Source organism: Pseudomonas sp. SJZ080, from assembly GCF_007828295.1.
Classification (GTDB): domain Bacteria; phylum Pseudomonadota; class Gammaproteobacteria; order Pseudomonadales; family Pseudomonadaceae; genus Aquipseudomonas; species Aquipseudomonas migulae_A.
This window is the reverse complement of the sequence record NZ_VIUK01000013.1, coordinates 12,626-36,172: the sequence shown is the minus strand read 5'-3', so window position 1 is coordinate 36,172 and position 23,547 is coordinate 12,626. Positions and strand designations below refer to the sequence as shown.

General features: G+C 60.4%; 21 protein-coding genes. 6 read left to right on the top strand and 15 right to left on the bottom strand.

From position 1 onward, the window contains the following. Positions 1-47: 47 nt before the first annotated feature. The 13 genes from FBY04_RS17840 to dksA all read right to left on the bottom strand — a co-directional run bounded on the left by FBY04_RS17840 (position 48) and on the right by dksA (position 16,536). The gene (locus FBY04_RS17840) at positions 48-920 is read right to left on the bottom strand and encodes an oxygenase MpaB family protein (RefSeq protein WP_145315954.1); all 873 of its coding nucleotides are present in this window, start codon (positions 918-920) and stop codon (positions 48-50) included. Positions 921-1,083: 163 nt separating this feature from the next. Then, the gene (acs, locus tag FBY04_RS17835; RefSeq protein WP_084323048.1) at positions 1,084-3,021 is read right to left on the bottom strand and encodes an acetate--CoA ligase; all 1,938 of its coding nucleotides are present in this window, start codon (positions 3,019-3,021) and stop codon (positions 1,084-1,086) included. 169 nt (positions 3,022-3,190) lie between these two features. Further along, entirely contained in the window at positions 3,191-4,855 is a 1,665-nt protein-coding gene (pgi, locus tag FBY04_RS17830; RefSeq protein ID WP_084323049.1) for a glucose-6-phosphate isomerase, read from the bottom strand. Between the two features lie 221 nt (positions 4,856-5,076). After that, the gene (gene panD / locus FBY04_RS17825) at positions 5,077-5,457 is read right to left on the bottom strand and encodes an aspartate 1-decarboxylase (protein ID WP_084323050.1); all 381 of its coding nucleotides are present in this window, start codon (positions 5,455-5,457) and stop codon (positions 5,077-5,079) included. Positions 5,458-5,645: 188 nt separating this feature from the next. Further along, positions 5,646-6,506: a pantoate--beta-alanine ligase gene (gene panC / locus FBY04_RS17820; RefSeq protein ID WP_084323051.1), complete on the bottom strand. Its 861-nt coding sequence runs from the start codon at positions 6,504-6,506 to the stop codon at positions 5,646-5,648. Further along, positions 6,503-7,303, bottom strand: a complete 801-nt coding sequence (panB, locus tag FBY04_RS17815; protein WP_145315952.1) for a 3-methyl-2-oxobutanoate hydroxymethyltransferase — start codon at positions 7,301-7,303, stop codon at positions 6,503-6,505. The genes panC and panB overlap by 4 nt, the downstream gene beginning before the upstream one ends. A gap of 367 nt (positions 7,304-7,670) precedes the next feature. Then, complete coding sequence (gene folK, locus FBY04_RS17805) at positions 7,671-8,156, bottom strand: 2-amino-4-hydroxy-6-hydroxymethyldihydropteridine diphosphokinase (RefSeq protein ID WP_145315948.1); 486 nt, start codon at positions 8,154-8,156, stop codon at positions 7,671-7,673. A gap of 2 nt (positions 8,157-8,158) precedes the next feature. Further along, complete coding sequence (locus tag FBY04_RS17800; protein ID WP_084323054.1) at positions 8,159-9,559, bottom strand: polynucleotide adenylyltransferase PcnB; 1,401 nt, start codon at positions 9,557-9,559, stop codon at positions 8,159-8,161. An 804-nt stretch (positions 9,560-10,363) separates the two neighbouring features. Continuing rightward, on the bottom strand, positions 10,364-11,800 hold the full coding sequence (locus FBY04_RS17795) for a sigma-54 dependent transcriptional regulator (protein WP_084323055.1): 1,437 nt from the start codon (positions 11,798-11,800) through the stop codon (positions 10,364-10,366). 22 nt (positions 11,801-11,822) lie between these two features. Further along, positions 11,823-14,777, bottom strand: coding sequence for a sensor histidine kinase (locus FBY04_RS17790; protein ID WP_167362942.1), 2,955 nt, complete (start codon positions 14,775-14,777; stop codon positions 11,823-11,825). Further along, complete coding sequence (locus FBY04_RS17785; protein ID WP_003176118.1) at positions 14,761-14,937, bottom strand: hypothetical protein; 177 nt, start codon at positions 14,935-14,937, stop codon at positions 14,761-14,763. Before FBY04_RS17785 ends, FBY04_RS17790 begins: the two co-directional genes overlap by 17 nt. Positions 14,938-15,014: 77 nt before the next feature. Next, positions 15,015-15,902 carry a tRNA glutamyl-Q(34) synthetase GluQRS gene (gluQRS, locus tag FBY04_RS17780; protein ID WP_084323057.1) on the bottom strand — a complete coding sequence of 296 codons (888 nt, stop codon included), beginning with the start codon at positions 15,900-15,902 and terminating at the stop codon, positions 15,015-15,017. A gap of 193 nt (positions 15,903-16,095) precedes the next feature. Beyond that, positions 16,096-16,536: an RNA polymerase-binding protein DksA gene (gene dksA, locus FBY04_RS17775; protein WP_007902025.1), complete on the bottom strand. Its 441-nt coding sequence runs from the start codon at positions 16,534-16,536 to the stop codon at positions 16,096-16,098. Between the two features lie 334 nt (positions 16,537-16,870). Here dksA and FBY04_RS17770 point away from each other — a divergent pair, with 334 nt between their 5' ends. Continuing rightward, positions 16,871-18,043, top strand: a complete 1,173-nt coding sequence (locus FBY04_RS17770) for a pyridoxal phosphate-dependent aminotransferase (protein WP_084323058.1) — start codon at positions 16,871-16,873, stop codon at positions 18,041-18,043. Next, positions 18,043-18,756 carry a DNA/RNA nuclease SfsA gene (sfsA, locus tag FBY04_RS17765; RefSeq protein WP_084323059.1) on the top strand — a complete coding sequence of 238 codons (714 nt, stop codon included), beginning with the start codon at positions 18,043-18,045 and terminating at the stop codon, positions 18,754-18,756. Before FBY04_RS17770 ends, sfsA begins: the two co-directional genes overlap by 1 nt. On the opposite strand, the gene FBY04_RS17760 is transcribed toward sfsA, so the two are convergent. Continuing rightward, positions 18,753-19,070, bottom strand: a complete 318-nt coding sequence (locus FBY04_RS17760; protein ID WP_145315946.1) for a Rieske (2Fe-2S) protein — start codon at positions 19,068-19,070, stop codon at positions 18,753-18,755. The two genes, sfsA and FBY04_RS17760, sit on opposite strands and share 4 nt — an antisense overlap. Before the next feature lie 166 nt (positions 19,071-19,236). On the opposite strand from FBY04_RS17760, the gene FBY04_RS17755 reads away from it, so the two are divergent. Genes FBY04_RS17755 through FBY04_RS17740 form a run of 4 tightly spaced genes read left to right on the top strand, consistent with a single transcriptional unit; the run spans position 19,237 to position 22,791 of the window. Next, complete coding sequence (locus FBY04_RS17755; protein WP_145315944.1) at positions 19,237-20,109, top strand: hemin ABC transporter substrate-binding protein; 873 nt, start codon at positions 19,237-19,239, stop codon at positions 20,107-20,109. Then, the gene (locus FBY04_RS17750) at positions 20,106-21,143 is read left to right on the top strand and encodes an iron ABC transporter permease (protein WP_145315942.1); all 1,038 of its coding nucleotides are present in this window, start codon (positions 20,106-20,108) and stop codon (positions 21,141-21,143) included. The genes FBY04_RS17755 and FBY04_RS17750 overlap by 4 nt, the downstream gene beginning before the upstream one ends. Then, on the top strand, positions 21,143-21,910 hold the full coding sequence (locus tag FBY04_RS17745) for a heme ABC transporter ATP-binding protein (protein WP_145315940.1): 768 nt from the start codon (positions 21,143-21,145) through the stop codon (positions 21,908-21,910). Before FBY04_RS17750 ends, FBY04_RS17745 begins: the two co-directional genes overlap by 1 nt. A 20-nt stretch (positions 21,911-21,930) precedes the next feature. Beyond that, a complete protein-coding gene (locus FBY04_RS17740; RefSeq protein WP_145315938.1) occupies positions 21,931-22,791 on the top strand; it encodes a ChaN family lipoprotein in 861 nt (286 codons plus the stop codon). A 406-nt stretch (positions 22,792-23,197) separates the two neighbouring features. On the opposite strand, the gene FBY04_RS17735 is transcribed toward FBY04_RS17740, so the two are convergent. Further along, positions 23,198-23,470, bottom strand: a complete 273-nt coding sequence (locus tag FBY04_RS17735) for a TfoX/Sxy family protein (RefSeq protein WP_007971093.1) — start codon at positions 23,468-23,470, stop codon at positions 23,198-23,200. Positions 23,471-23,547 lie beyond the last annotated feature (77 nt).

Genomic DNA, 23,547 nt, shown 5'->3' with positions numbered 1-23,547 from the left:
CAAAAATCGACTGTGGGAGCGGGCTTGCTCACGAAGCTCTTAGCTTTTCAGGTGAGCAACCCCATCCGGCGCTTGGCCCGATGCACCGAGCCATTACGCACGGCCCAGCGCAGCATCGGCGCGCTGCGGTTGATGCTGGCACGGATCAGCGTGCGTTGCAGCGGACTCTGGCGGATGCCCAGCATGTCACTCGCCCAATCCGGCAGCAGGTCGATGCCGGCCTGCATCATCAACCTGCCGAACGGCTTGGCCAGACGGCTGGGGGCCGGGGCGTTCAGCAATAGTCGCAACACTTCGCGACTGCGATCGTCGCACAGCAATTGCGGGCGAATGCGCTCAAGGTAATCGGCTATTTCCTGTCGCGAACGGGGCACATCACGAGCACCGAGTCGCTCGGCGACCAAGGCGATTTCATTGTAGTAACGGTCCTGATCGGCTGCAGACAGGTGCGGATTGCGGTAACGCAAATGCGCCCCGAGAAAATTGCTGACCTCGGCGACGTGCACCCACGTCAGCAGATCGGGATCGCTGGCGGCGTAAGGCCGACCGTCGGGCGCGGTGCCGGTCACTTGCAGGTGGATGGTGCGCACTTTCTCGATCAGCCAGTCGGCATCTTTGCGCGAGCCGAACGTGGTGCCGGAAATGAACTGCCCGGTGCGGCGCAAGCGACCGAGCATGTCCTCGCGAAAATTCGAATGGTCCCAGACCCCGGACAGCGCCAATGGATGCAGGGCTTGCAGCATCAGCGCGCTGATACCGCCGATGAGCATGCTGCTGAAGTCGCCGTGAACCTGCCAACTCACCGAATCGGGACCGAACAGACCGGGGTCACCCTTGGGGTTTTCCAGGTCGAGCTTGCCGAGAGACAGGCCAGAGAGGCTCATGACCTGGGTTTCGATGCGGCTGCGGATGAATTCCATGGCGACTCGATTGGCGAAAAAAGGGTTGTCATCGCGCATTGTCCCCTTGTAGGAGTCGGCTTGCTGGCGATTGCGTTGTGTCAGTCGACATTGATGGCGACTGACATTTTGCTATCGCCAGCCAGCCGGCTCCTGCAAGGGATATTCCAAAGCTGCGCGTACGTTATTGATTCAAGCGTTTATCGATCAGATCCTGAACCACGCTCGGATCTGCCAGGGTCGACGTGTCGCCCAGACTGTCCAGCTCATTGCAGGCGATCTTGCGCAGAATCCGTCGCATGATCTTGCCCGAACGGGTTTTCGGCAAGGCCGGTGCCCACTGGATCAGGTCGGGTTTGGCGAAGCTGCCGATCTCCTTGCTGACGTGGGCCAGCAGTTCTTTCTTCAGTTCGTCGGTGGGTTCGGTGCCGTTCATGGGCGTGACAAAGGCATAGATGCCCTGGCCTTTGACGTCGTGAGGGTAACCGACCACGGCGGCCTCGGCGATGCTGTCGTGCAGCACCAGGGCGCTTTCGACTTCGGCGGTGCCGATGCGGTGGCCGGAAACGTTGATCACATCGTCGATGCGCCCGGTGATCCAGTAGTCGCCGTCCTCGTCGCGGCGGGCGCCATCGCCGGTGAAGTAGTAACCGGGATAGGGTTTGAAATAGGTATCGACCATCCGTTGTGGGTCGCCGTAGACGCTACGGATCTGCGCCGGCCAGCTGGACTTGATCGCCAGCACGCCGCTGCCGGCGCCTTTGATTTCCTTGCCCACTTCGTCTAGCAGCACCGGTTGCACACCGAACATCGGTTGCGTGGCGCAGCCGGGTTTGATCCGCTGTGCGCTGACCAGCGGGCTGAGCATGATGCCGCCGGTTTCGGTCTGCCACCAGGTATCGACAATCGGGCAGCGCTGTTCGCCGACGGTATTGAAGTACCAGTCCCACGCTTCCGGGTTGATCGGCTCACCGACGCTGCCGAGTAATCTGAGGCTCGCCCGGGACGTTTCCTTCAACGGTTCGGGGCCTTCGCGCATCAGCGAGCGCAGGGCGGTAGGGGCGGTGTAGAAGATGTTCACGTGGTGCTTGTCGATGACCTGCCAGAAGCGTGAGCTGCTGGGGTAACTGGGCACGCCTTCGAAGATCAGCGTGGTCGCGCCGTTGGCCAGCGGCCCATAGACGATGTAACTGTGGCCGGTGACCCAGCCGACATCGGCGGTGCACCAGAAGACTTCGTTGTCGCGGTAATCGAGCACGTACTTGAAGGTCATCGCCGCTTGCAGCAGGTAACCGCCGGTGGTGTGCAGCACGCCTTTGGGTTTGCCGGTGCTGCCGGAGGTGTAGAGGATGAACAGCGGGTCTTCGGCGCCCATGGGCTCTGGCGGGCAATCGTCGCTGACGTCGCGCAGGGCCTGGTGATACCAGAGGTCACGGCCTTCGACCCAGTTCACTTCACCCTGAGTGCGCTCGACCACGATCACGGTGCTGACGTCCGGACAACCTTGCAGCGCCTTGTCGACCTTCTCTTTGAGTGGCACGAATTTGCCGCCGCGCACGCCTTCATCGGCGGTGATCACGGTACGGCAGTCGGCGTCGAGTATCCGGTCACGCACAGAATCGGGGGAGAAACCGCCAAACACCACCGAATGCACCGCGCCGATTCGCGTGCAGGCGAGCATGGCGTAGGCGGCTTCGGGGATCATCGGCATGTAGATGCACACGCGGTCGCCTTTCTTCACGCCACGACTTTTGAGCACGTTGGCCAGGCGACAGACGTTGTGATGCAGTTTTTTGTAGGTGATCTGGGCGGACTCGGCGGGGTCGTCGCCTTCCCAGATGATTGCGATCTGATCGCCGCGCTTTTCCAGGTGCCGGTCGATGCAGTTATAACTGACGTTCAGCTTGCCGCCGGCAAACCAGCTGGCTTCACCGGTTTTCAGGTTATAGCGCTGGACGGTATCCCACGGTTTGCTCCAGTCGAGAAAGCGTGAAGCCTGCTCGGCCCAGAATTCAGAAGGATGCTCGATGGACTGGCGGTACAGGCGCTTGTAGTCGTCTTGACTGAGTTGTGCAGCCCGGCGGACGGCATCGGCTTTGGGGAACGTGCTGATATCGAACATGACGGTTCCTTATTCTTGTTTTGCGACAAGAGGGGAGCTGCGCGACCCTCGTAGGAGCCGGCTTGCTGGCGATAGCGGCGTATCAATCGACTAAAACGTCCAATGACACACCGCCATCGCCAGCAAGCCGGCTCCTACAAGGTTAGTACCCCGCAGGAACGGCGTCAGGTTACCCGCGGTGACGCCCGCGGAAGTAGTTGATCAACCCTTGGGTGGACGCATCGTCAGCCGGGGACTCTTCGCTGCCGACCAGGCGGTTGTAGACGCCTTTGCCCAGCTCTTTGCCCAGCTCCACGCCCCACTGGTCGAAAGCGTTGATGCCCCAGACCACGCTTTGCACGAAGACTTTGTGTTCGTACATCGCCACCAGTGCGCCAAGACGACGCGGGCTGATGCGTTCGACCACCAGCGTGTTGCTCGGACGGTTGCCCGGGATCACCTTGTGCGGCGCGAGTTTCTGCACGTCCGCTTCGGCCATGCCCTTGTCACGCAACTCGGCTTCGGCCTCGGCGCGGGTCTTGCCGAGCATCAGTGCCTGGCTTTGCGACAGGCAGTTGGCGTACAGCCACTGGTGGTGATCGGACACCGGGTTGAAGCTGACGATCGGCACGATGAAGTCGGCCGGAATCAGTTGGGTGCCCTGGTGCAGCAACTGGTGATACGCGTGCTGACCGTTGCAACCCACGCCGCCCCAGATCACCGGGCCAGTGTCGGTGGACACCGGCGTGCCGTCCTGGCGTACGCTCTTGCCGTTGGATTCCATGTCCAGCTGTTGCAAGTGCTTGGTGATGTTACGCAGGTAGTGGTCGTACGGCAGGATCGCGTGACTCTGCGCGCCCCAGAAGTTGCCGTACCAGACACCGAGCAAGGCCAGCAGTACCGGCATGTTCTGTTCGAATGGCGCGCTCTGGAAATGCTGGTCCATGGTGTAGGCACCGGACAGCAGTTCCTTGAAGTTGGACATGCCGATAGCCAGGGCAATCGGCAAGCCGATAGCCGACCACAGCGAGTAACGACCGCCGACCCAGTCCCACATCGGGAAGATGTTTTCTTCGCGGATACCGAACGCCACAGCCGCCGCGTTGTTGCTGGATACGGCGATGAAGTGACGGTACAACTCGGCTTCCGAACCGCCCTGCGCCAGGTACCAGGCGCGAGCGGCCTGGGCATTCTTCAGGGTTTCTAGGGTGTTGAAGGACTTCGACGAAACGATGAACAGCGTGGTCTCGGCGCGCAGCTTCATGGTCAGTTCGTGGAACTCACTGCCGTCGATGTTCGCCAGGTAATGACAGCGCACGCCTTTCTGGGCGTAGGACAGCAGCGCTTCGGAGACCAGCTCGGGGCCGAGGAACGAGCCACCGATGCCGATGTTCACCACGTCGGTGATCGGCTTCTCGGTGTAACCGCGCCACAGACCGTCGTGGATGCGGCCCACGAGGTCGGTGATCTGGTTCAACACCTTGTGGACTTCCGGCATCACGTTGACGCCGTTGACCGACAACTTGTCGCCGACCGGGCGACGCAGCGCGGTGTGCAGGGCCGGACGACCTTCGGACGAGTTAACGATTTCGCCATCGAACAGCGCCTTGATCGCGCCTTGCAGATCGACTTCGTTGGCCAGGCCTACCAGCAGATCGCGGGTCTCGGCGTTGATCAGGTTCTTCGAGTAGTCGAGAAACAGGCCGCAGCTGCTGAGGGTGAATTGAGTAAAGCGCTGCGGATCGGCATTGAAAGCTTCGCGCATGCTGAAATCCTGCATGGCTTGGCGGTGGTCATTCAGCGCTTGCCAGGCGGGCAGAGCGGTCACGTCGTGAGGAGTGCGGTAGTACGCCATCGCTGCGGGTTTCCTTTTTACTTGAACGGCCTTTTGAACACTAAAAAATCCCGGAGCGCTGTGGGTGGGCGTCCGGTCAACTGCGTCGACACGATTTCATGGCACAGGGCGAATACAGTAAACCTCGCGCTGCGATCTGTCTTGACTTTGTCTGACCCGTTCCCGGTACTTTTTTGTACATCAAGCAGGGAACGGTCCGACAAACGGAAGAGAAGTTTCGGTCAGGCAACCTGAACTGGAATGGCGTTGCTGGTGTGGCTCAACTCGTTACCCGGCGCCATGTAGAGCATGCGCGGCTTGAAGTTGAGCAGCTCGGCTTCGCTGTAGTGAGCGTAAGCGCAAATGATCACACGGTCGCCGACCTTGGCTTTGTGCGCCGCGGCGCCGTTGACCGATATCATCCGCGAGCCGGCTTCGCCACGAATCGCATAGGTGGTGAAGCGTTCGCCGTTGTCGACGTTATAGATCTGGATCTGTTCGTATTCACGGATGCCGGACAAGTCCAGCCATTCGCCGTCGATGGCGCAGGAACCTTCGTAATCGAGAACTGCGTGGGTGACTTCGGCGCGATGCAGCTTGGCCTTGAGCATGATGGCGTGCATGAGTGTTTCCCCAGGTCGGAATCGAACGGCGGGCAGTTTGCCCGAAGGCACTGTGGGCAGCAATACAGGGCGTGAGGGAGCTGCCCTCTGTAGGAGCCGGCTTGCTGGCGATGGCCTCACTTCGGTGTGGCAGATGCACCGCAGTGATGCCATCGCCAGCAAGCCGGCTCCTACAGGGGTCGTGATGTTCAGGCGGGCGCGTCGAGGTTCAGGTGCAGGTTGTCGATCAACCGCGTGGTACCGAGAAACGCCGCCACCAGAATCACCAGGTCACGATCTTCCGCCGTTGCCGGACGCAACGTCAGCGCATGCCGAATTTCCAGGTAATCGGTACGCAGGCCAGCAGCTTCAAGTTGCTGTTGTTGCGCCGCAATCAGCGCCGGATAATCGCGCTCACCCTGTTTAATGGCATCGGCAATCGCGGACAGCGTGCGATACACCACCGGCGCCACCGCGCGCTGTTCTTCACTGAGAAACCCGTTTCGCGATGACAAAGCCAGGCCATCGGCCGCGCGGACCGTCGGCTCGCCGATGATCTGGATCGGCATGTTCAGGTCATGCACCAGCGCGCGAATCACGGCCAGTTGCTGGAAGTCTTTCTGGCCAAAGATCGCCAGGTCGGGCTGAACCATGTTGAACAGCTTGCTGACCACCGTCGCCACACCTTCGAAATGCCCCGGACGGCTGGCACCGCACAGACCTTCGGACAGTTGCGGGACGCTGACGCGGGTCTGGCCGGCCATGCCGTCGGGGTACATTTCTTCAACGGTCGGCGCGAACAGCAAGTGACAACCGGCCTGGAGCAGTTTTTCCTGGTCTGCCGCGAGGGTGCGCGGGTACTTGTCGAGGTCTTCGCCGGCACCAAATTGCAACGGGTTGACGAAAATGCTCGCGACCACGAAATCTGCCCGTTGGCTGGCTTTGATAATCAGTGCGATGTGACCGCTGTGAAGGTTGCCCATGGTGGGTACGAAGGCAATGCGCTTGCCTTCGCTACGGGCGCGGGCCACGGCGGCTCGCAGTTCGCGTACGGTTTTTACGGTGTTCATGCAGAGAATCCGTGTTCGATACCAGGGAAAGTGGCTGCTTTGACTTCGCAGACATAAGCGCCAAGTGCCGCTTGAATGCTGGTCTGGCCGTTCATGAAGTTCTTCACGAATTTCGGCACCCGGCCTGTGATCGACAGACCGAGCATGTCGTGCAGCACCAGGACCTGGCCGTCGGTATCGCTGCCGGCGCCGATGCCGATCACCGGAATCCCCACGGCTTGGGTAATTTCCTGAGCCAGTTCACTCGGTACGCACTCGAGCAGCAGCATGGCGGCACCGGCCTGTTCCAGGGCGATGGCGTCGGCGCGCATCTGTCGCGCCTGGTTCTCGCTCCGGCCCTGGACTTTGTAACCGCCCAGAATGTTCACCGATTGCGGCGTCAGGCCCATGTGCGCGCACACCGGGATGCCGCGCTCGGCCAGCAGACGGATCGAGTCCGCCAGCCACAGCGCGCCTTCGACCTTGACCATGTGCGCACCGGCCTGCATCAACAGGGCACTGTTGCTCATGGCTTGTTCAGTGGTGGCGTAGGCCATGAAGGGCAAGTCGGCCAGGATCAACGCGTCGGTGTTACCGCGTTTGACGGCGGCGACGTGGTAAGCCATCTCGGCGGTGGTCACCGGCAGGGTGCTGTCGTGACCTTGCAACACCATGCCGAGGGAATCGCCCACCAGCAGCACTTCGACGCCAGCCTCATTGCAGGCGTGGGCGAAGGTCGCGTCATAGCAGGTCAGCATGGTGATTTTTTCACCTTTTTGCTTGAGACCTTGCAGAGTGGTCAGGGTGATGGCTGGCATGAAAAGTTCCTCATTCAGGCGCTGTGGAAACTACTGCGAGTAACGCGCGTGATTCTTCGTTAAATACAGGCGCACGGTCTGTTGTCGTGCTTTTAAGGCCTGGATTGCGCCCTTCAACGCCGCGTTGGCGGCAGCGGGACGCCTATAGTCGTGAGGAGAACTCGGGAAGTCAATTGCGTGTGTTACCGCGTTGTTACGCGTGGGGTGTTACCGGAGTAACTGATGCGATTCAGCAGCCGCAGATCTTATGCACGACACAAAACTAATGTGGGAGCGGGCTTGCTCGCGAAGGCGGTGGATCAGTCGGCATCAATGCTGAATGACACATCGCCTTCGCGAGCAAGCCCGCTCCCACAGTGGTGTTGTGTCAACTTTGAAGGAGGCGTTCCAGCCCGACGAACGGGCATTCCGCGAGTAATTCCTTGAGGCTGCGCCCATCCGCCAAACGCAAATCCGCCGGCGCCAATTCGGCCAGTGGATACAGAACGAACGCGCGTTCCTGCATATGGTAGTGAGGCACCTTGAGGCGAGGTTCATCGATCAGTCGATTGCCGAACAGCAGAATATCGAGATCCAGCGTGCGCGGCCCCCAGCGTTCCAGGCGTTTGCGGCCCTGACCGTTCTCGATGGCTTGCAGCGCATCGAGCAGCGCCAGCGGGGCAAGTGTGCTGTCGAGGGCGGCGACCGCGTTGGTATAACGCGGTTGGCCAGGCAGCAGCGAGTCGCTTTGATAAAACGCCGAAACCCCGACCAGTTCGGTCTGCGGCAACTGCGCCAGCGCCTCGACGGCGCTGCGCAATTGTTCGGCGGGGTCAGCCAGGTTGCTGCCCATGCCGATGTAGATGCGTTCCATGCTTACTCGCCCGTAGCGCTCGGTGCGCCGGCGGCGCGTTTGCGCTTGGCGCCGCCGCTGCGACGACGTTTGCGTGGCGCGCCGGTGCCATCTTCCTTGCCGCTGAGGTCGCGGATCATGTCGCGGCGCTCGCTGTCGTTGGCGTCCTGATAATCCGTCCACCATTCGCCCAGGCCATCGGTCTGCTCACCAGCGCTTTCACGCAGCAGCAGGAAGTCGTAACCGGCGCGGAACCGCGGGTTGTCCAGCAACAGGTCGGCACGTTTGCCGCTGCGGCGTGGCAGGCGTTCCTGCATGTCCCAGATTTCGCGGATCGGCATGGTGAAGCGTTTTGGAATCGCGATACGCTGGCACTGTTCGGCAATCAGCTCGTGCGCCGCTTCCTGCATCGCCGGGATCGGTGGCATGCCACGTTCCTGCAGACGCAACACGCGAGCCGGCAAGGCAGGCCAGAGCAGGGCGGCAAACAGGAACGCCGGGGTCACCGGTTTGTTCTGCTTGATCCGCAGGTCGGTGTTGACCAACGCTTCGCTGATCAGGGTATGGGTGTACGTCGGGTTGTATTCCAGCGCCTCGGCACTGGCCGGGAACAGCGGATCGAACAACTGCAAGTCGACCAGCATCTCGAAGGTGTCCGCGGCATGGCCGGAGAGGAACAGCTTGAGCACTTCTTCGAACAGGCGGGCCGACGGGATCTCGCGCAGCATCGGCGCCAGATCGCGGATCGGCAGGGCGCTGTGTTTTTCGATGCCGAAATTCAGCTTGGCGGCGAAACGCACGGCCCGCAGCATCCGCACCGGGTCTTCCTGGTAGCGTTGCTTCGGATCGCCGATCAGGCGGATCAGGTGATTGCGGATGTCGTGTACGCCGTTGGCGTAGTCGAGAATACGTTCGCTGACCGGATCGTAGTACAAAGCGTTGATGGTGAAGTCGCGGCGTTGCGCGTCTTCTTCCAGCGTGCCGTAGACGTTATCGCGCAGGATGCGCCCGCTCTCGTTGCGGGAAGACTGGTTGCTGTCTTCCTCTTCGTCGTTTTGCGGGTGATTGGCACGGAACGTCGCGACTTCGATGATTTCGCGACCAAAGTGGATATGCACCAGTTTGAAGCGTCGACCGATGATCCGCGCATTGCGGAATTCGGCGCGAACCTGTTCAGGCGTGGCGCTGGTGGCAACGTCGAAATCTTTTGGCGTGATGCCGAGCATCATGTCGCGCACACAGCCGCCGACCAGGTAAGCCTGGTAACCGGCGTTCTGCAGGCGTTCGACGATATTCACCGCGTAACGGCTGAATTGCGCCTTTTGCAGCGAATGTTGGCCGCTGTTAAGCACTTCAGGCGTGCTGCGGATGTGTTGCGTATGACGCTTGGGAGAACGGAATGACTGGAACAGCTTCTTCAGCATGGGATGCACTGTTTGAAGGAATGTTCGGCCATAACGAAGAATGACCGCATGATGGGCGGGGATTCTAGCATTTAGTCGGGGGATGGTGTAGGACACAGCAGATATGAGCTGTAGGCAGGGAACTGTAGGAGCGAGCTTGCTCCGGGCGGCGTTCCGACGAAGGTCGTTGACGATAACGCGACAACCCCGATACACAGCGGCGTCCCTGCGTTTCCGCGAGCGAGCTCCTGCAGGAAGCGGGATTTCCAAATCGCAGAAACTACAAGGGGAGCCGAAGCTCCCCAAGAAGTAGTTGCATGTTCTATTTTTGTTATTGGTTTCGGGCTTCTTGTTTTTGTTGAGTGCCCGCGTCATGAAGTTTTCCTTCATGACCCTCCCAATCGGGAGCCAAGAGCAAACGGATTGCTTTGGTCGCTGTGCTGCAGTGATGTTGCGATCCAACCAGTTCAGGCTCTGTCTCAAGACAGTTTTTGTTGTTCTCGGCCTGGTCGTGGGGCAAGCCCCAAATACAACGCCTCTCCAAAAGAATCAGTTAGCTGCGCCTCTCGCCGTCTTGTTTTTATTGTGCGTGAGTCGATTCGTCTTATTTTTATTGTCTTGTGCATTGCTTGTTATTGTTGTTGTACCAAACATATAGCAGGGTGCGTGCCAACTTTTGCGAGGCCCAGCAAAACAAGGGGTTACGTCACCTGATCAGGTTTTCCGAGGCCAAAAAAAACCGGGGCTTCGTTACCGTAAGCCCCGGCTTCTGTTACGTGAAAAAGCTGAGGTAACAGTTTTTTCACAAAGTCATGTGTTACCCGCTCAGCTCTCGCTGGCCACCCCGGTCTTGCGCCGCGGGATGCCCAAGCGCTGGCGGCGTTCCCACAGGCATTTACGGCTGACCCCGAGTTTGCGTGCCAGCTCGGTTTCGGTCATGTGGTCCTGATGCTCGAGAACAAAATGCTGGAAGTAGTCTTCCAGTGACAGGTCCTCGGTCGGTTCATGATTGTTGTTGCCGGCGCCATTGCCCTGTTGCGGCGGCAGGCCGATGAACTCGTCGTCTTCCAGGCCGCTCAGCTCGATGTCGATGCCCAGCAGCTCGGCGGAAATCTCCGGGCTTTCGCACAGGATGACTGCGCGTTCGACCGCGTTTTCCAATTCGCGCACGTTACCCGGCCAGGAGTAATGACGAATCGCCTGCTCGGCGTCCGGGGCGAACTTCAGGTCGGTACGGTTGACCCGCGCGCTCTGCCGCGCCAGGAAGGCATTGGCGATTTCATTCACGTCGGCGCCACGCTCGCGCAGGGCCGGCAGTTTCAGGGCGATCACGTGGAGGCGGTAATACAAGTCTTCACGGAACTGGCCGATCTTGGCCAGGCTCTTGAGGTCGCGGTGAGTCGCGGCGATCAAACGCACATCGACCTTCTGCGACTGCACCGAGCCCACCCGGCGAATTTCGCCTTCCTGCAACACTCGCAACAGGCGAGCCTGTGCTTCCAGTGGCAGTTCGCCGATTTCATCAAGGAACAAGGTGCCGCCGTCCGCCGCTTCCACCAGACCGGCACGTCCGGCGCTGGCGCCAGTGAACGCGCCTTTTTCGTGGCCGAACAGTTCGGACTCGATCAGGCTTTCCGGAATGGCTGCGCAGTTCACCGAAATCATCGGTGCCTTGGCGCGTTTGGACAGGTTGTGCAGGGCGCGCGCCACCAGTTCTTTACCGGTGCCGGACTCGCCCTGGATCAGGACATTGGAATCGGTCGGCGCGACTTTGCGGATCTTGCTGTACAGATCCTGCATTGGTGGGCACGAGCCGATGATGCCGATTTCGCCGTTGCTGTTGTCGATACCCGGTTTCGCCGCGCCATTGGCGGCTTTGCCGACGGCAGGTTCACCGCTGGCCTGCACCGATTGCCGGTCACGCAGGATGCGCGCGACGGCCTGGAGCATTTCATCGTGGTCGAAAGGCTTGGCGATGTAATCCACCGCGCCCATTTTCATCGAGTCGACTGCCGAACGCAGGCTGGCGTAGCTGGTCATGATCAGCACCGGCGTGCCCTGGCCGAGTTTGATCAATTCGGTGCCCGGCGCGCCAGGCAGGCGCAGGTCACTGACGATCAGGTCGAACGTGGGAATGGTGAAGCGTTCTTGTGCTTCCTGCACTGAACCGGCTTCGCTGACCTGGTACTGGTTACGTTCCAGCAGGCGGCGCAAGGCGGAGCGGATAATTGTTTCGTCTTCGACGATCAAAATGTGCGGCATTGATTCGATACTCTCGACGGTCTCAGTTCACAGCGGACGTCGCTTCGACATGACGCGGCAAGGTCACCCGGATACGGGTGCCGCGTTGGCTTTGAACATCAGCCGGGCTGTCGATGGTGATTTGTCCATAATGCTCTTCAACGATGGAATAGACCAGTGCAAGGCCCAGACCGGTGCCTTCGCCAGGATCCTTGGTGGTGAAGAATGGTTCGAACAATCTGTCCATGATGCTCGAAGGAATACCGCTGCCTTCGTCCTCTACGATCAGATCGACCGTGTGTTCGCCGGCTTCGCTTTTGACCCGCACCGCGCTGCCGGGAGGCGAGGCGTCACGGGCGTTTGAGAGCAGATTGATCAGTACCTGGGCGAGGCGCTGCGGATCGCCTTCGACCCAATGATCGGGGTCGCACAGGTTGTAGAACTGCACTTCGAAATTGCGTCGGTTCAGGGCCAGCAAACCGATGGCATCCTGGGCCACTTCGGCCAGACAGACGGGCTCGTCATTGTGCTGATGACTGCCGGCATGGGCAAAACTCATCAGCGACTGAACGATGCGCGACACGCGTTTGGTCTGCTCCAGAATCTGCCCGCTGATTTCCTTCAGCTCGCCATCGTCTTCACGTTCTTCGCGCAGGTTCTGCGCCAGACAGGCGATGCCGGTGATCGGGTTGCCGATTTCATGGGCCACACCCGCAGCGAGGCGGCCAATGCTGGCCAGACGCTCGGAGTGCACCAGCTTGTCTTCGAGCATCTGGGTTTCGGTCAGGTCTTCCACCAGCAGTACCAGGCCACTGTTGCCCGGTGCGAGCGGTTCATCGATCGCGGCTTTGTGCAGGTTCAGCCAGCGAGTCTGGCCATCGAGCGCCAGATGTTGCTTGTGCAAGTGTTCGTCCGGCAAGTTGATGAAGCCTTGCAGCAGTTCTTTCCACGGATCGGCGATGGTGCTCAGGCGCGAACCGACCACGCGCTGCGCGGCAATTCCGGTCAGTTCCTCCATGGCTTTGTTCCACATGAGGATTTCCTGATCCTTGGCCAGGGAGCAAACGCCCATCGGCAATTCCTGCAGGGTCTGGCGGTGATAGCGGCGCAGGGCATCGAGTTCGGCAGCCAGGCCGGTGAGGCGCGAGTGGTAGTCCTCGAGGCGGCTTTCGATGAAATGGATGTCCTCGGTGACGTAGTTTTCGCCGCCGGCCTTATAAGGCAGGAAAGTCTCGACCATATCCTGCGCGACGCTCGGCCCCATCAGGCCCGAGAGGTTGGCTTCGATCCGGTCACGCAAGCGGCGCAAGGCGTAAGGCCGGCGTTCGTCAAACGGCAGATAGAGATCGCGCAGCGCTTGCTCGACTTCCTTTTGTGCAGCCTTGGCGCCCAAGGGTTTGGCCAGTTGCGTGGCGAATTCCTGGGGCGAGGCGGCGTGCAGTTCACGGCGTTGCGGGCGACGCACGTTGTCCACGGCGCAGGCTTCGGCGGCGCTGGCCTCTTCGGGACTGGCGTTGGTGAACAGCGAAATCAGGGTGAACATCAGCACGTTGGCGGCCAGGGAAGCGATCGCGGCCATGTGCCAACTGGTGTCGTCCAGCACGTAGATCATGTTCAGCAGCGGAATGTAGAACCCTTGCAGGTTGCCGACCAGTGGCAACAGCATAGTCACCAGCCACACCATAATCCCCGCCAGCAAACCGGCGATGAAGCCGCGACGGTTGGCGGTCGGCCAATAAAGGACAGACAGCACGCCCGGCAGGAACTGCAGTGTTGCCACAAACGCGACGATGCCAAGGTTGGCCAGATCCTGTTCAGCGCCCAGCAACAGGTAGAAACCGTAACCCGCCATAATGATCGCGACGATCAGTGCGCGGCGAGTCCATTTCAGCCAGCGATAGATGTTGCCTTCGGCCGGTGGCTGGTAAAGCGGCAGCACCAGATGGTTCAACGCCATACCGGACAGCGCCAGGGTGGTGACGATGATCAGCCCGCTCGCTGCCGATAGCCCGCCGATATAAGCCAGCAGCGCCAAGGCCTTGCTGTTGGCGGCGATACCGATGCCCAGCGTGAAATACTCAGGATTGGTGGTGGCGCCGAGTTTCAGGCCAGCCCAGAGAATGAGCGGCACGGCCAGGCTCATCAGTAACAGGAACAACGGCAGACCCCAGCTCGCACTGACCAGTGAGCGCGGGTTGAGGTTTTCGGTAAACGTCATGTGGTACATGTGCGGCATCACGATTGCCGAGGCGAAGAACACCAGCAGCAGCGTGCGCCACGGGCCTTCCTGCAGCGGCGTGTGCAAAGCGGCGAGGGCGGTCTGGTTTTGCAGCAGCCACAGTTCCAGCTGTTGCGGGCCGTCGAACACGCCATACAACGCATACAGGCCAACGCCGCCAATGGCGATCAGCTTGATCACCGACTCAAACGCAATCGCGAACACCAGCCCCTCGTGTTTCTCGCGGGTGGCGATGTGGCGCGAACCGAAGAAAATCGTGAACAGCGTAATCAGCGCACAGAAGCTCAGGGCGACACGATGCTGCACCGGTTCGCGGGTGAGGATGCCGATGGAGTCCGCCACTGCCTGAATCTGCAACGCCAGCAACGGCAGCACGCCGATCAGCATGAAGATCGTGGTCAGTGCGCCGGCCCAGGTGCTGCGGAAGCGGAACGCGAACAGGTCGGCCAGCGATGACAGCTGGTACGTGCGAGTAATTTTGAGGATCGGATACAGCAACACCGGCGCCAGCAGAAATGCGCCGGAAACGCCTAAATAGCTGGAGAGAAAACCGTAGCCGTACTGATAGGCCAGGCCCACGGTGCCGTAAAACGCCCAGGCACTGGCATAAACACCCAGCGACAGGGTGTACGTCAGCGGGTGGCGAATGATCGCCCGGGGGATCATGCCCCGTTCGCTGATCCAGGCTACGCCGAACAGCACCGCCAGGTACGCGGCGCTGATCAGGATCATCTGGGTCAGGCTAAAGCTCATCGGCATCTTTTTGGCTCTGCAGGATGAAGGTCACGACGATCAGAATCAGCCAGAGCAGATAAGGGCGATACCAGGCGCCAGTGGCGTCGATCCACCAATCCATGATGGCCGGGGAGAACAGATAAATCCCCACTACCAGGAGCAGGACCAAGCGATAGATGTACATCCCGGCCTCTCTTTTTTATGCGCGTGCCCGAAAACGTGCGGCGATGGTAACGGATGGGCGCGCCACTGCAAGTGTGATCACTGTAGTTGCGCTTCGGGCAAGGTGAGTGTGCGCGGGATCTTCAATGCATCCCAGTGGGCGATTCCCCAGTTCAGCACTTCACGTGGGGTGGCATACGCCAGTTCGGCGCCCGGATTCTGCCCGAGCGCGCGCAGTGCACGCAGTAATAAGGGCGTGGCCTGATCTTCGGTCAGCGGCGGCGAACGGTAGGACTTGCCGAGCTTGTTGCCGTCAGGCTGGGTAATCAAAGGAATGTGCAGATAGCGCGGTTGCGAGAAACCCAGCAGTTCCTGCAGATAGAGCTGACGTGGCGTGGAGTCGAGCAGGTCCGCACCGCGGACGATATCGGTGATGCCTTGCCAGGCGTCATCGAGGACCACGGCCAGTTGATAGGCGTAGAGCCCGTCGCGCCGGCGGATCACGAAATCGCCGACATCCCGACCCAGATGCTGGCGGTATTCGCCTTGCACGCGGTCGATGAAGTGGTATTCCAGTTCGGGCACCCGCAGGCGAATCGCGGCGTCTTCAGAGCCATGGCCGGCATTGCGGCACAGGCCCGGATAGATGCCGTGATAGGGCTCAAGCTGTTTTCGTGAGCAGGTGCAGGCGTAGGCCAGGCCATGATTGAACAGGCGATTGAGCACTTCGGCGTAGGCGTCGTGTCGGTCGCTCTGTCGGACCATCTCGCCATCCCATTCGAAACCGTAGCTTTCCAGCGCCTTGAGAATGGCGGCTTGCGCGCCGGGCTCTTCCCGTGGCGGATCGAGGTCTTCCATACGCATCAGCCAGCGACCGCCCACCGCACGCGCGTCGAGGTATGAAGCCAGTGCTGCGACCAGCGAACCGAAATGCAGGTGGCCGCTTGGCGTGGGGGCGAAGCGTCCGATGTAGGCGGGGGAGGTCATAAGGGCGATGGTACTTTGTCAGGGATTGCGCAAATCACATTGTAGGAGCCGGCTTGCTGGCGATAGCGGTTTGTCAGTCAACATTTTTGTCGATTGATACGCCGCCATCGCCAGCAAGCCGGCTCCTGCAAATCATGAATTTCGGAAACAAAAACGGAGCGTTCGCACGCTCCGTTCTTCGTTCAAGTCGAGATTACTTGCCGACTTGTTTTTCCTTGATTTCCGCCAGGGTCTTGCAGTCAACGCACATGTCGGCGGTAGGGCGGGCTTCCAGTCGCTTGACGCCGATCTCGACGCCGCAGGACTCGCACCAGCCATATTCTTCGTCTTCGATCAATTGCAGCGTCTTGTCGATCTTCTTGATCAACTTGCGCTCACGGTCGCGGGCGCGCAATTCAAGGCTGAATTCTTCTTCCTGGCTGGCACGGTCTGCCGGGTCAGGAAAGTTGGCCGCTTCGTCTTTCATGTGATCAACCGTGCGGTCGACTTCCTGCATCAAGTCCTGTTTCCACTTATTCAGGATCTTGGTGAAGTGAGCGCGCATGGGTTTGCCCATGTACTCCTCGCCCTTTACTTCTTTGTAGGGTTCGAAGCCGCTGATCGACTGATTTTGCTGCTTTGCTTGGGTGGGCATGAAATGGACCGCCTCTACTCTTGTAATCCATCTGCGCAGGATTGCTCCATCACCGACACCTGCCGGCCCTGCGGCTGCAAGCGGGCGAACTTACCAGATCAAATCGGGCCGCGCTACTCCCGGATGTCGAGGTAGTGGCTCGAAGGGCTTGCAAATGATTGCAAAGCCTTGACCGGTGGTGCTGGAGACCTGATCAATTAATGATTTTAGTCAAACCTTGCGCACTCGCATGAGTCGTTTGTGGTCAGGGTCTTAACGCGTCTGACCGCTTTAGGTTCTCGCTCGTTCCTGCGCTTGGGTAGAATCGGTTTTTTTTCCCGTTGAAGGAAGGCTAATGGCTCAGTCCTACAGTGCCCGCAGTCGCGCGATCGAACCGTTCCACGTCATGGCGCTGCTGGCGCGGGCCAATGAACTGCAAGCCGCCGGCCACGACGTGATTCACCTGGAAATCGGCGAACCGGACTTCACCACCGCCGAGCCGATCATCCAGGCCGGCCAGGCTGCACTGACTGCCGGAAAGACCCGTTACACCGCCGCCCGCGGCATCCCCGAGCTGCGTGAAGCGATTTCAGGCTTCTATCAACAGCGTTACGGTTTGAACATCGACCCTCGGCGAATCCTCATCACGCCCGGCGGTTCCGGCGCATTGCTGCTGGCCAGCGCCTTGCTGGTGGATCCGGGCAAACACTGGCTGCTGGCAGACCCGGGTTACCCGTGCAACCGGCATTTCCTGCGGTTGGTGGAGGGCGCTGCGCAGCTTGTTCCTGTGGGGCCGGACGTGCGTTATCAACTGACACCGGACTTGATCGACCGTCATTGGGATCAGGACAGCGTCGGCGCGCTGGTGGCATCGCCGGCCAACCCGACCGGGACAATTCTGACCCGCGACGAACTGGCGGGGCTGTCGACCGCGATCAAGGCGCACCACGGCCATCTGGTGGTGGACGAGATCTATCACGGCCTGACTTACGGCACCGACGCGGCCAGTGTGCTGGAAGTCGACGACAACGCCTTCGTGCTCAATAGTTTTTCGAAATATTTCGGCATGACTGGCTGGCGGCTTGGCTGGCTGGTGGCGCCCGAAGCGGCGGTCGGTGAGCTGGAAAAGCTTGCGCAGAACCTTTACATCAGCGCCCCAAGCATGGCCCAGCACGCAGCGCTGGCCTGTTTCGAGCCCGCGACCATCGCCATTCTGGAAGAGCGCCGCGCCGAATTCGGCCGTCGCCGTGATTTCCTCTTGCCCGCCCTGCGTGAGTTGGGTTTCGGTATCGCCGTCGAGCCGGAAGGGGCGTTCTATTTGTACGCCGATATCAGCAAGTTCGGTGGCGATGCCTTCGCATTCTGTCGACATTTTCTCGAAACCGAGCACGTGGCGATCACGCCGGGGCTCGACTTCGGGCGTTATCAGGCCGGCCATCACGTTCGGTTTGCCTATACCCAAAGTCTGCCGCGCCTCCAGGAAGCGGTCGAACGCATTGCTCGCGGCTTGAAGAGCTGGCAAGGCTGATGCGCTTTCATCCGCCACTCGAAGAAGGTCGTCTGATTCGGCGTTACAAGCGTTTTCTCGCCGATATCGAAACCGTTCACGGCGAGTTGTTGACCATTCACTGCCCGAACACCGGCTCGATGCTCAATTGCCAGGTCGAGGGCGGGCAGGTGTGGTTCAGTCGTTCCAACGACCCCAAGCGTAAGTTGCCGGGCACTTGGGAAGTCGGCGAAACCCCTCAGGGTCGGCTGTTTTGCGTGAACACCGGCCGAGCCAACGGTTTGATCGAAGAGGCGCTCAGGGCCGGCGTCATCAGCGAACTCAACGGTTTCACCGAGCTGAAGCGTGAAGTGGCCTACGGTCAGGAAAGCAGTCGCATCGACTTTCGTCTCGATTACCCGAGCGGGCCGGCGTATGTGGAAGTCAAAAGCGTCACGCTGGGGTTCGATGGCTCATCGGTCGCGGCGTTTCCCGATGCGGTCACCCAGCGTGGCGCCAAGCATTTGCGTGAGCTGGCGCATTTGGCCCGGGATGGAATTCGCGCGGTGCAGTTGTATTGCGTGAACCTCACCGGCATCGATGCCGTGCGTCCTGCAGACGAAATCGATTCGATCTACGCCGCCGCTTTGCGAGAAGCGGTGGCGTGCGGGGTCGAGGTGCTGGCTTACGGCGTGCGCTTGACCCATGAGGAAATGGTGGTCGAGCGGCGTCTGGAGGTGGTGCTCGGCGGTTAAAGATTGATCCAGATGCCCTGATCGTCTTCGCGGCTTTCAACGGTGGTCAGGGATTGCCCGGCGCACGGGCCGGCGACGCACTCGCCATCTTCGATCAAGAACAGTGCGCCGTGGGTCGCGCACTGGATCAGGCTGTTGCTGGGGTCAAGAAACTGGTCGGGCGTCCATTCCAGCCCGACGCCACGGTGCGGGCAGCGGTTGATGTACACATAGAGCTGGCCGGCCCGGCGCACGGCAAAGAGCTTCTGGCCGTCGAGGTCGAAACCGCGGCTGCCGGATTCGGCCAGTTCAGAGCCTGCGCAAAGAAACTTCATGTCTATCCTCAACCCCGTCGGCTCGTGACTGGATATGTCCGAGCTTGACGTTCAAATGCAAACAATTATCAAATGGCTGCCTTGCCCGTCGGGTGTAGGTGCCGGACGCCGAGGATACTTGGCCTGTCACTTCAATGCCTGGGAAAACCATTAAAGGAAGCTGTTTATGCGTCTGAGTACCCGCGTTGCCGCGCTGTGTGTCGGACTCCTCGTCAGCCACCACGCCGCGGCGGCCGAGTTGCCACAACGCTGGGTCAGCGCCGGCGGGGCCTTGTCGGAGTGGGTCAGTGCGCTGGGCGGCGAATCGAAACTGGTGGGTGTCGATACCACCAGCCAGCATCCGGAATCCCTCAAGGCGTTGCCCGGCATCGGCTATCAGCGACAGTTGTCCGCAGAAGGCATCCTGAGCTTACGCCCGCAAATTCTGGTCGGCACCGAAGAAATGGGCCCACCGCCGGTGCTGTCGCAGATTCGTACGGCGGGCGTGCAAGTCGAACTGTTTTCGGCCCGGCCCGATCTGCCGACGTTGCAGGGTAACTTGCAGCAGTTGGGCAAGTTACTCGGCGCAGAAGACAAGGCGGCGCAATTGTTCGCGGCTTATCAACAGCAACTCGATCAGCAAAAGATTCGTGTCACCAAGGCACAATTGACGCAAAAATCACCAGGCGTACTGGTGCTGCTCGGTCACGCAGGCGGCAAACCGCTGATCGCCGGGAAGGACACCGCAGCCGACTGGTTGATCCAGAAGGCCGGCGGACATAATCTGGCGACGCACACCGGTTACAAACCTTTTTCCAACGAATCCTTGATCAGTCTTGATCCTGAAGTACTGGTGTTCGCCGATCGTGCATTGACCGGCGAAGCGGCGCGTGCAGCGTTGTTCACGGAAAACCCGATTCTGACCTCGACCCGCGCTGCCAAGGACGGGCGCGTCATGGAGCTTGATCCGACGCTGCTGGTGGGAGGGCTTGGCCCGCGATTGCCGCAGGCGTTGAAAAAGATCAGTGACGGCTTCTATCCGGGCACGGCTGCCCAATGACCGTTCTGGTAAAACCGCGAACGCTGTTCATTGGCCTGAGCCTCCTGTGTTTATTGGCGATCTGGCTGTCATTGGCGTTGGGGCCGGTGAGCCTGCCGTTGCTCGACACCTTGTGTGCGGCGTTGCGCATGATCGGCTTGCCCATTGCGCCTGACGGGCTGGAGCAGGCCGAACTGATCCTCGGGCAAATTCGCCTGCCGCGTACCTTGTTGGGGTTGGCGGTGGGCGGTGTGCTGGCGCTGTCGGGCGTGGCGATGCAGGGTTTGTTTCGCAACCCGCTGGCCGATCCGGGCCTGGTGGGTGTTTCCAGCGGTGCGGCACTAGGCGCGGCGATTGCGATTGTCGGCGGTTCCCTGTTTGGCGGATTGCCGGAATCCTTCGGGCCTTATCTGCTATCGCTGTGCGCGTTTCTGGGTGGTCTCGGCGTGACCGCGCTGGTGTATCGACTGGGTCGGCGTAACGGACAAACCAACGTCGCGACCATGCTCCTGGCGGGTATTGCATTGACGGCGCTGGCAGGCTCGGCAGTGGGACTGTTCACCTATCTGGCGGACGACGCGACCCTGCGCACGCTGACCTTCTGGAACCTGGGCAGTCTCAATGGCGCCAGCTATTCGCGACTCTGGCCATTGCTGCTGATCAGTGTCGGCGTGGCGCTGTGGTTGCCGCGAAGGGCCAAGGCCTTGAATGCGTTGTTGCTGGGAGAGTCGGAGGCCGGTCACCTGGGCATCGACGTCGAAAGGCTCAAGCGCGAATTGGTGTTCTGCACGGCGCTGGGTGTCGGGGCTGCGGTGGCAGCGGCGGGAATGATCGGATTTGTCGGGTTGGTGGTGCCGCATCTGGTGCGTCTGCTGGCCGGTCCCGATCATCGGGTGTTGTTGCCGGCCTCGGTGCTGGCGGGCGCCAGTCTCCTGTTGTTCGCCGATCTGGTGGCGCGCCTGGCGCTGGCACCTGCCGAACTGCCGATCGGGATCGTCACCGCATTCATCGGCGCACCGTTCTTCCTCTATTTATTGCTCCGAGGGCGTGCCTGATGTTGCGAACGCAAAATCTGCAAATCCTCCGTGGCCGCAAGATCGTCCTGACGGATATCACGCTTGAGCTCAAACCGGGGGAAGTCCTCGGCGTGCTGGGGCCTAACGGTGCCGGCAAAAGTACGTTGCTGGGTGCCTTGTGCGGTGAGTTGCCGGCGAATCATGGCAGCGTGTGGCTCGATGACCGCGAGTTGCGTGACTGGAGCGGTGCACAGCGAGCCCAGCGTCTGGCGGTATTGCCGCAAATTTCGACACTGGACTTCGCTTTTCGCGTCGAGGAAGTCGTCGGCATGGGCCGTTTGCCGCATCAGAGCGGCCGGGTCCGGGACGACGAAATCGTCGCCGCCGCGTTGCAGGCCGCCGATGCCGGGCATCTGAGCGGCCGCAGCTATCTGGCGTTGTCCGGCGGCGAACGTCAGCGGGTGCATCTGGCGCGGGTGCTGGCGCAACTCTGGCCGGGCGAAGCGGGGCAAACGCTGTTGCTCGATGAGCCGACTTCGATGCTTGATCCGCTGCATCAACACACCACATTGCAAGCGGTGCGTGAGTTCGCCAATCGCGGTGCGTCCGTGTTGGTGATCCTGCATGATCTGAACCTGGCGGCGCGCTATTGTGATCGCCTGTTACTGCTCGAAGGCGGGCGCCCGGTGGCGCTCGACACTCCCGAGCAGGTGTTGCGTCCTGAGCCGCTCAAGGCAGTATTCGGGCTGGAAGTGCTGGTCCAACAGCACCCGGAGCGCGGGCATCCGCTGATCATCGCCCGCTAGGTTTTTGATAGGGGGACTTCATGCGTTTAATGATGATTCTGGCGGTGCTGATGCTCAGTGCCTGCCAGCATGTTTCAGTACCGCCGCCGATCGTAGGCGAGATCCGCGACCTGCGCACCGGCCAGACGCTGACGGCGCAGGAACTGGTAATGCGGTTGGCCAAGCCTTCGCGATTGATCGTGGGGGAGCAGCATGACAATCGTGATCACCATGCGCTGCAACGCTGGTTATTGCAGGCGCTGGGAGAGCAGCGCCCGCAAGGCAGCCTGCTGCTGGAAATGATCACGCCGGATCAACAGCAGCGCGTCGATGACGTTCGTCATGCCTCGACGCTGCCTACCGATTTGCCCGATGCTTTGGCCTGGGAGCCTGGCTGGGACTGGAATCTCTACGGCCCGGTCGTCCGTTTCGCCCTGACCCAACCGTATCCACTGCTGGCCGCCAATCTGAACACCGTCGAGGTGCGTGCTTTCTACGCCCAACCGCCGATATTGAGCGGTGCTCGCTCCAATACCGCATCGGTGAAGGCTGAGTTGCTGACCCAGATCAGCGAGTCCCACTGCGGCCTGCTGCCCGCCTCGCAAATGCCGGCGATGCTCGCGGTGCAGCAACAACGTGATCGACGCATGGTTGAGCGGCTGCTGGCGGCACCCACGCCTGCATTGCTGTTTGCCGGCGCTTATCATGCGCGCAAGGATGTGGGTGTGCCGATACACGCGCTTGATCTGGGGGCGTCCGAAGCGCCAACGGTATTGATGCTGGTGCAGCAGGGCAGTGAGGTCACGGCGGCGATGGCCGATTACGTCTGGTATACACCTGCCACGCCGGCGCCGGATTACTGTGCAGAGATGCGCAAAACCCTAAGCAAAGACAATGAGTGAGCATGTAATCGGCATCACGCCGCTCTCCTGTAGGAGCCGGCTTGCTGGTGAAGGCGGCGGGTCAGTTTATTAATGCTTTGGCTGCGCGAGTGCTTTCGCCAGCAAGCCGGCTCCTACAGACAGGCAAAAAAAGACCCGGCAAGAGCCGGGTCAAATAACCGTGATTAGCCTGATGAGGAGATATCTGAGAGTCCGAACCAAGGGCTTTTCAAATATCGACCAGTCTCGCGACCAGTTGTGATAATCATAGCGATTCTCATTACCAAGTCAACCGCTGATTTTTCATTTGTTTGAAATTCATCTACAGATCGCCGGAAAGCCCCGTGAACACTGGGTTTCAAGGTGTGCTCCTGAGCGCGCTCTGTATAACTTGCTGGCTCAGCAAGTCCATGGCGGTCGTACCCGTTCAATTCTTGTGGCGTGACGAGATCGCTTCCAGCTGTTTATTCAGGGCTTCCTTGCGCTCGGCGGGAATGTCGTTCCAGTGCACGTCCATCAATGCGCCTTCGATCGCATACAACAACACCTTGGATGCCCGAAACCCGCGTGTGCGCACAGCCCGATAAGCATCCACCGCCCCCAGGCGACGCAAGTCCGAGGCGCTGTGGATGCCCACGGCATGCAGCCATTGCGCTGACGTCTTGCCAAGATTCTTCAGGTGCTGCAGTTCATCATTCATCAAGCCTCCTTGCGACGGCCGAACGGTGCGTGGGCAAGCTTCTGAGGAGTGTAGCCATCAGTAGGAAAAGCGTGATT

Excerpts from the sequence above, each read along its gene's own strand:
- FBY04_RS17790 (WP_167362942.1), bottom strand. The coding sequence starts at position 14,777 with ATGCCGATGAGCTTTAGCCTGACCCAGATGATCCTGATCAGCGCCGCG.
- panD (WP_084323050.1), bottom strand. The coding sequence starts at position 5,457 with ATGCACGCCATCATGCTCAAGGCCAAGCTGCATCGCGCCGAAGTCACC.
- panC (WP_084323051.1), bottom strand. The coding sequence starts at position 6,506 with ATGAACACCGTAAAAACCGTACGCGAACTGCGAGCCGCCGTGGCCCGC.
- sfsA (WP_084323059.1), top strand. The coding sequence starts at position 18,043 with ATGCGCTTTCATCCGCCACTCGAAGAAGGTCGTCTGATTCGGCGTTAC.
- FBY04_RS17795 (WP_084323055.1), bottom strand. The coding sequence starts at position 11,800 with ATGCCGCACATTTTGATCGTCGAAGACGAAACAATTATCCGCTCCGCC.
- FBY04_RS17735 (WP_007971093.1), bottom strand. The coding sequence starts at position 23,470 with ATGAATGATGAACTGCAGCACCTGAAGAATCTTGGCAAGACGTCAGCG.
- pgi (WP_084323049.1), bottom strand. The coding sequence starts at position 4,855 with ATGGCGTACTACCGCACTCCTCACGACGTGACCGCTCTGCCCGCCTGG.
- FBY04_RS17755 (WP_145315944.1), top strand. The coding sequence starts at position 19,237 with ATGCGTCTGAGTACCCGCGTTGCCGCGCTGTGTGTCGGACTCCTCGTC.
- dksA (WP_007902025.1), bottom strand. The coding sequence starts at position 16,536 with ATGCCCACCCAAGCAAAGCAGCAAAATCAGTCGATCAGCGGCTTCGAA.
- folK (WP_145315948.1), bottom strand. The coding sequence starts at position 8,156 with ATGGAACGCATCTACATCGGCATGGGCAGCAACCTGGCTGACCCCGCC.
- FBY04_RS17840 (WP_145315954.1), bottom strand. The coding sequence starts at position 920 with ATGGAATTCATCCGCAGCCGCATCGAAACCCAGGTCATGAGCCTCTCT.
- FBY04_RS17750 (WP_145315942.1), top strand. The coding sequence starts at position 20,106 with ATGACCGTTCTGGTAAAACCGCGAACGCTGTTCATTGGCCTGAGCCTC.
- FBY04_RS17800 (WP_084323054.1), bottom strand. The coding sequence starts at position 9,559 with ATGCTGAAGAAGCTGTTCCAGTCATTCCGTTCTCCCAAGCGTCATACG.
- acs (WP_084323048.1), bottom strand. The coding sequence starts at position 3,021 with ATGTTCGATATCAGCACGTTCCCCAAAGCCGATGCCGTCCGCCGGGCT.
- FBY04_RS17785 (WP_003176118.1), bottom strand. The coding sequence starts at position 14,937 with ATGTACATCTATCGCTTGGTCCTGCTCCTGGTAGTGGGGATTTATCTG.
- FBY04_RS17745 (WP_145315940.1), top strand. The coding sequence starts at position 21,143 with ATGTTGCGAACGCAAAATCTGCAAATCCTCCGTGGCCGCAAGATCGTC.
- panB (WP_145315952.1), bottom strand. The coding sequence starts at position 7,303 with ATGCCAGCCATCACCCTGACCACTCTGCAAGGTCTCAAGCAAAAAGGT.
- gluQRS (WP_084323057.1), bottom strand. The coding sequence starts at position 15,902 with ATGACCTCCCCCGCCTACATCGGACGCTTCGCCCCCACGCCAAGCGGC.
- FBY04_RS17770 (WP_084323058.1), top strand. The coding sequence starts at position 16,871 with ATGGCTCAGTCCTACAGTGCCCGCAGTCGCGCGATCGAACCGTTCCAC.
- FBY04_RS17740 (WP_145315938.1), top strand. The coding sequence starts at position 21,931 with ATGCGTTTAATGATGATTCTGGCGGTGCTGATGCTCAGTGCCTGCCAG.
- FBY04_RS17760 (WP_145315946.1), bottom strand. The coding sequence starts at position 19,070 with ATGAAGTTTCTTTGCGCAGGCTCTGAACTGGCCGAATCCGGCAGCCGC.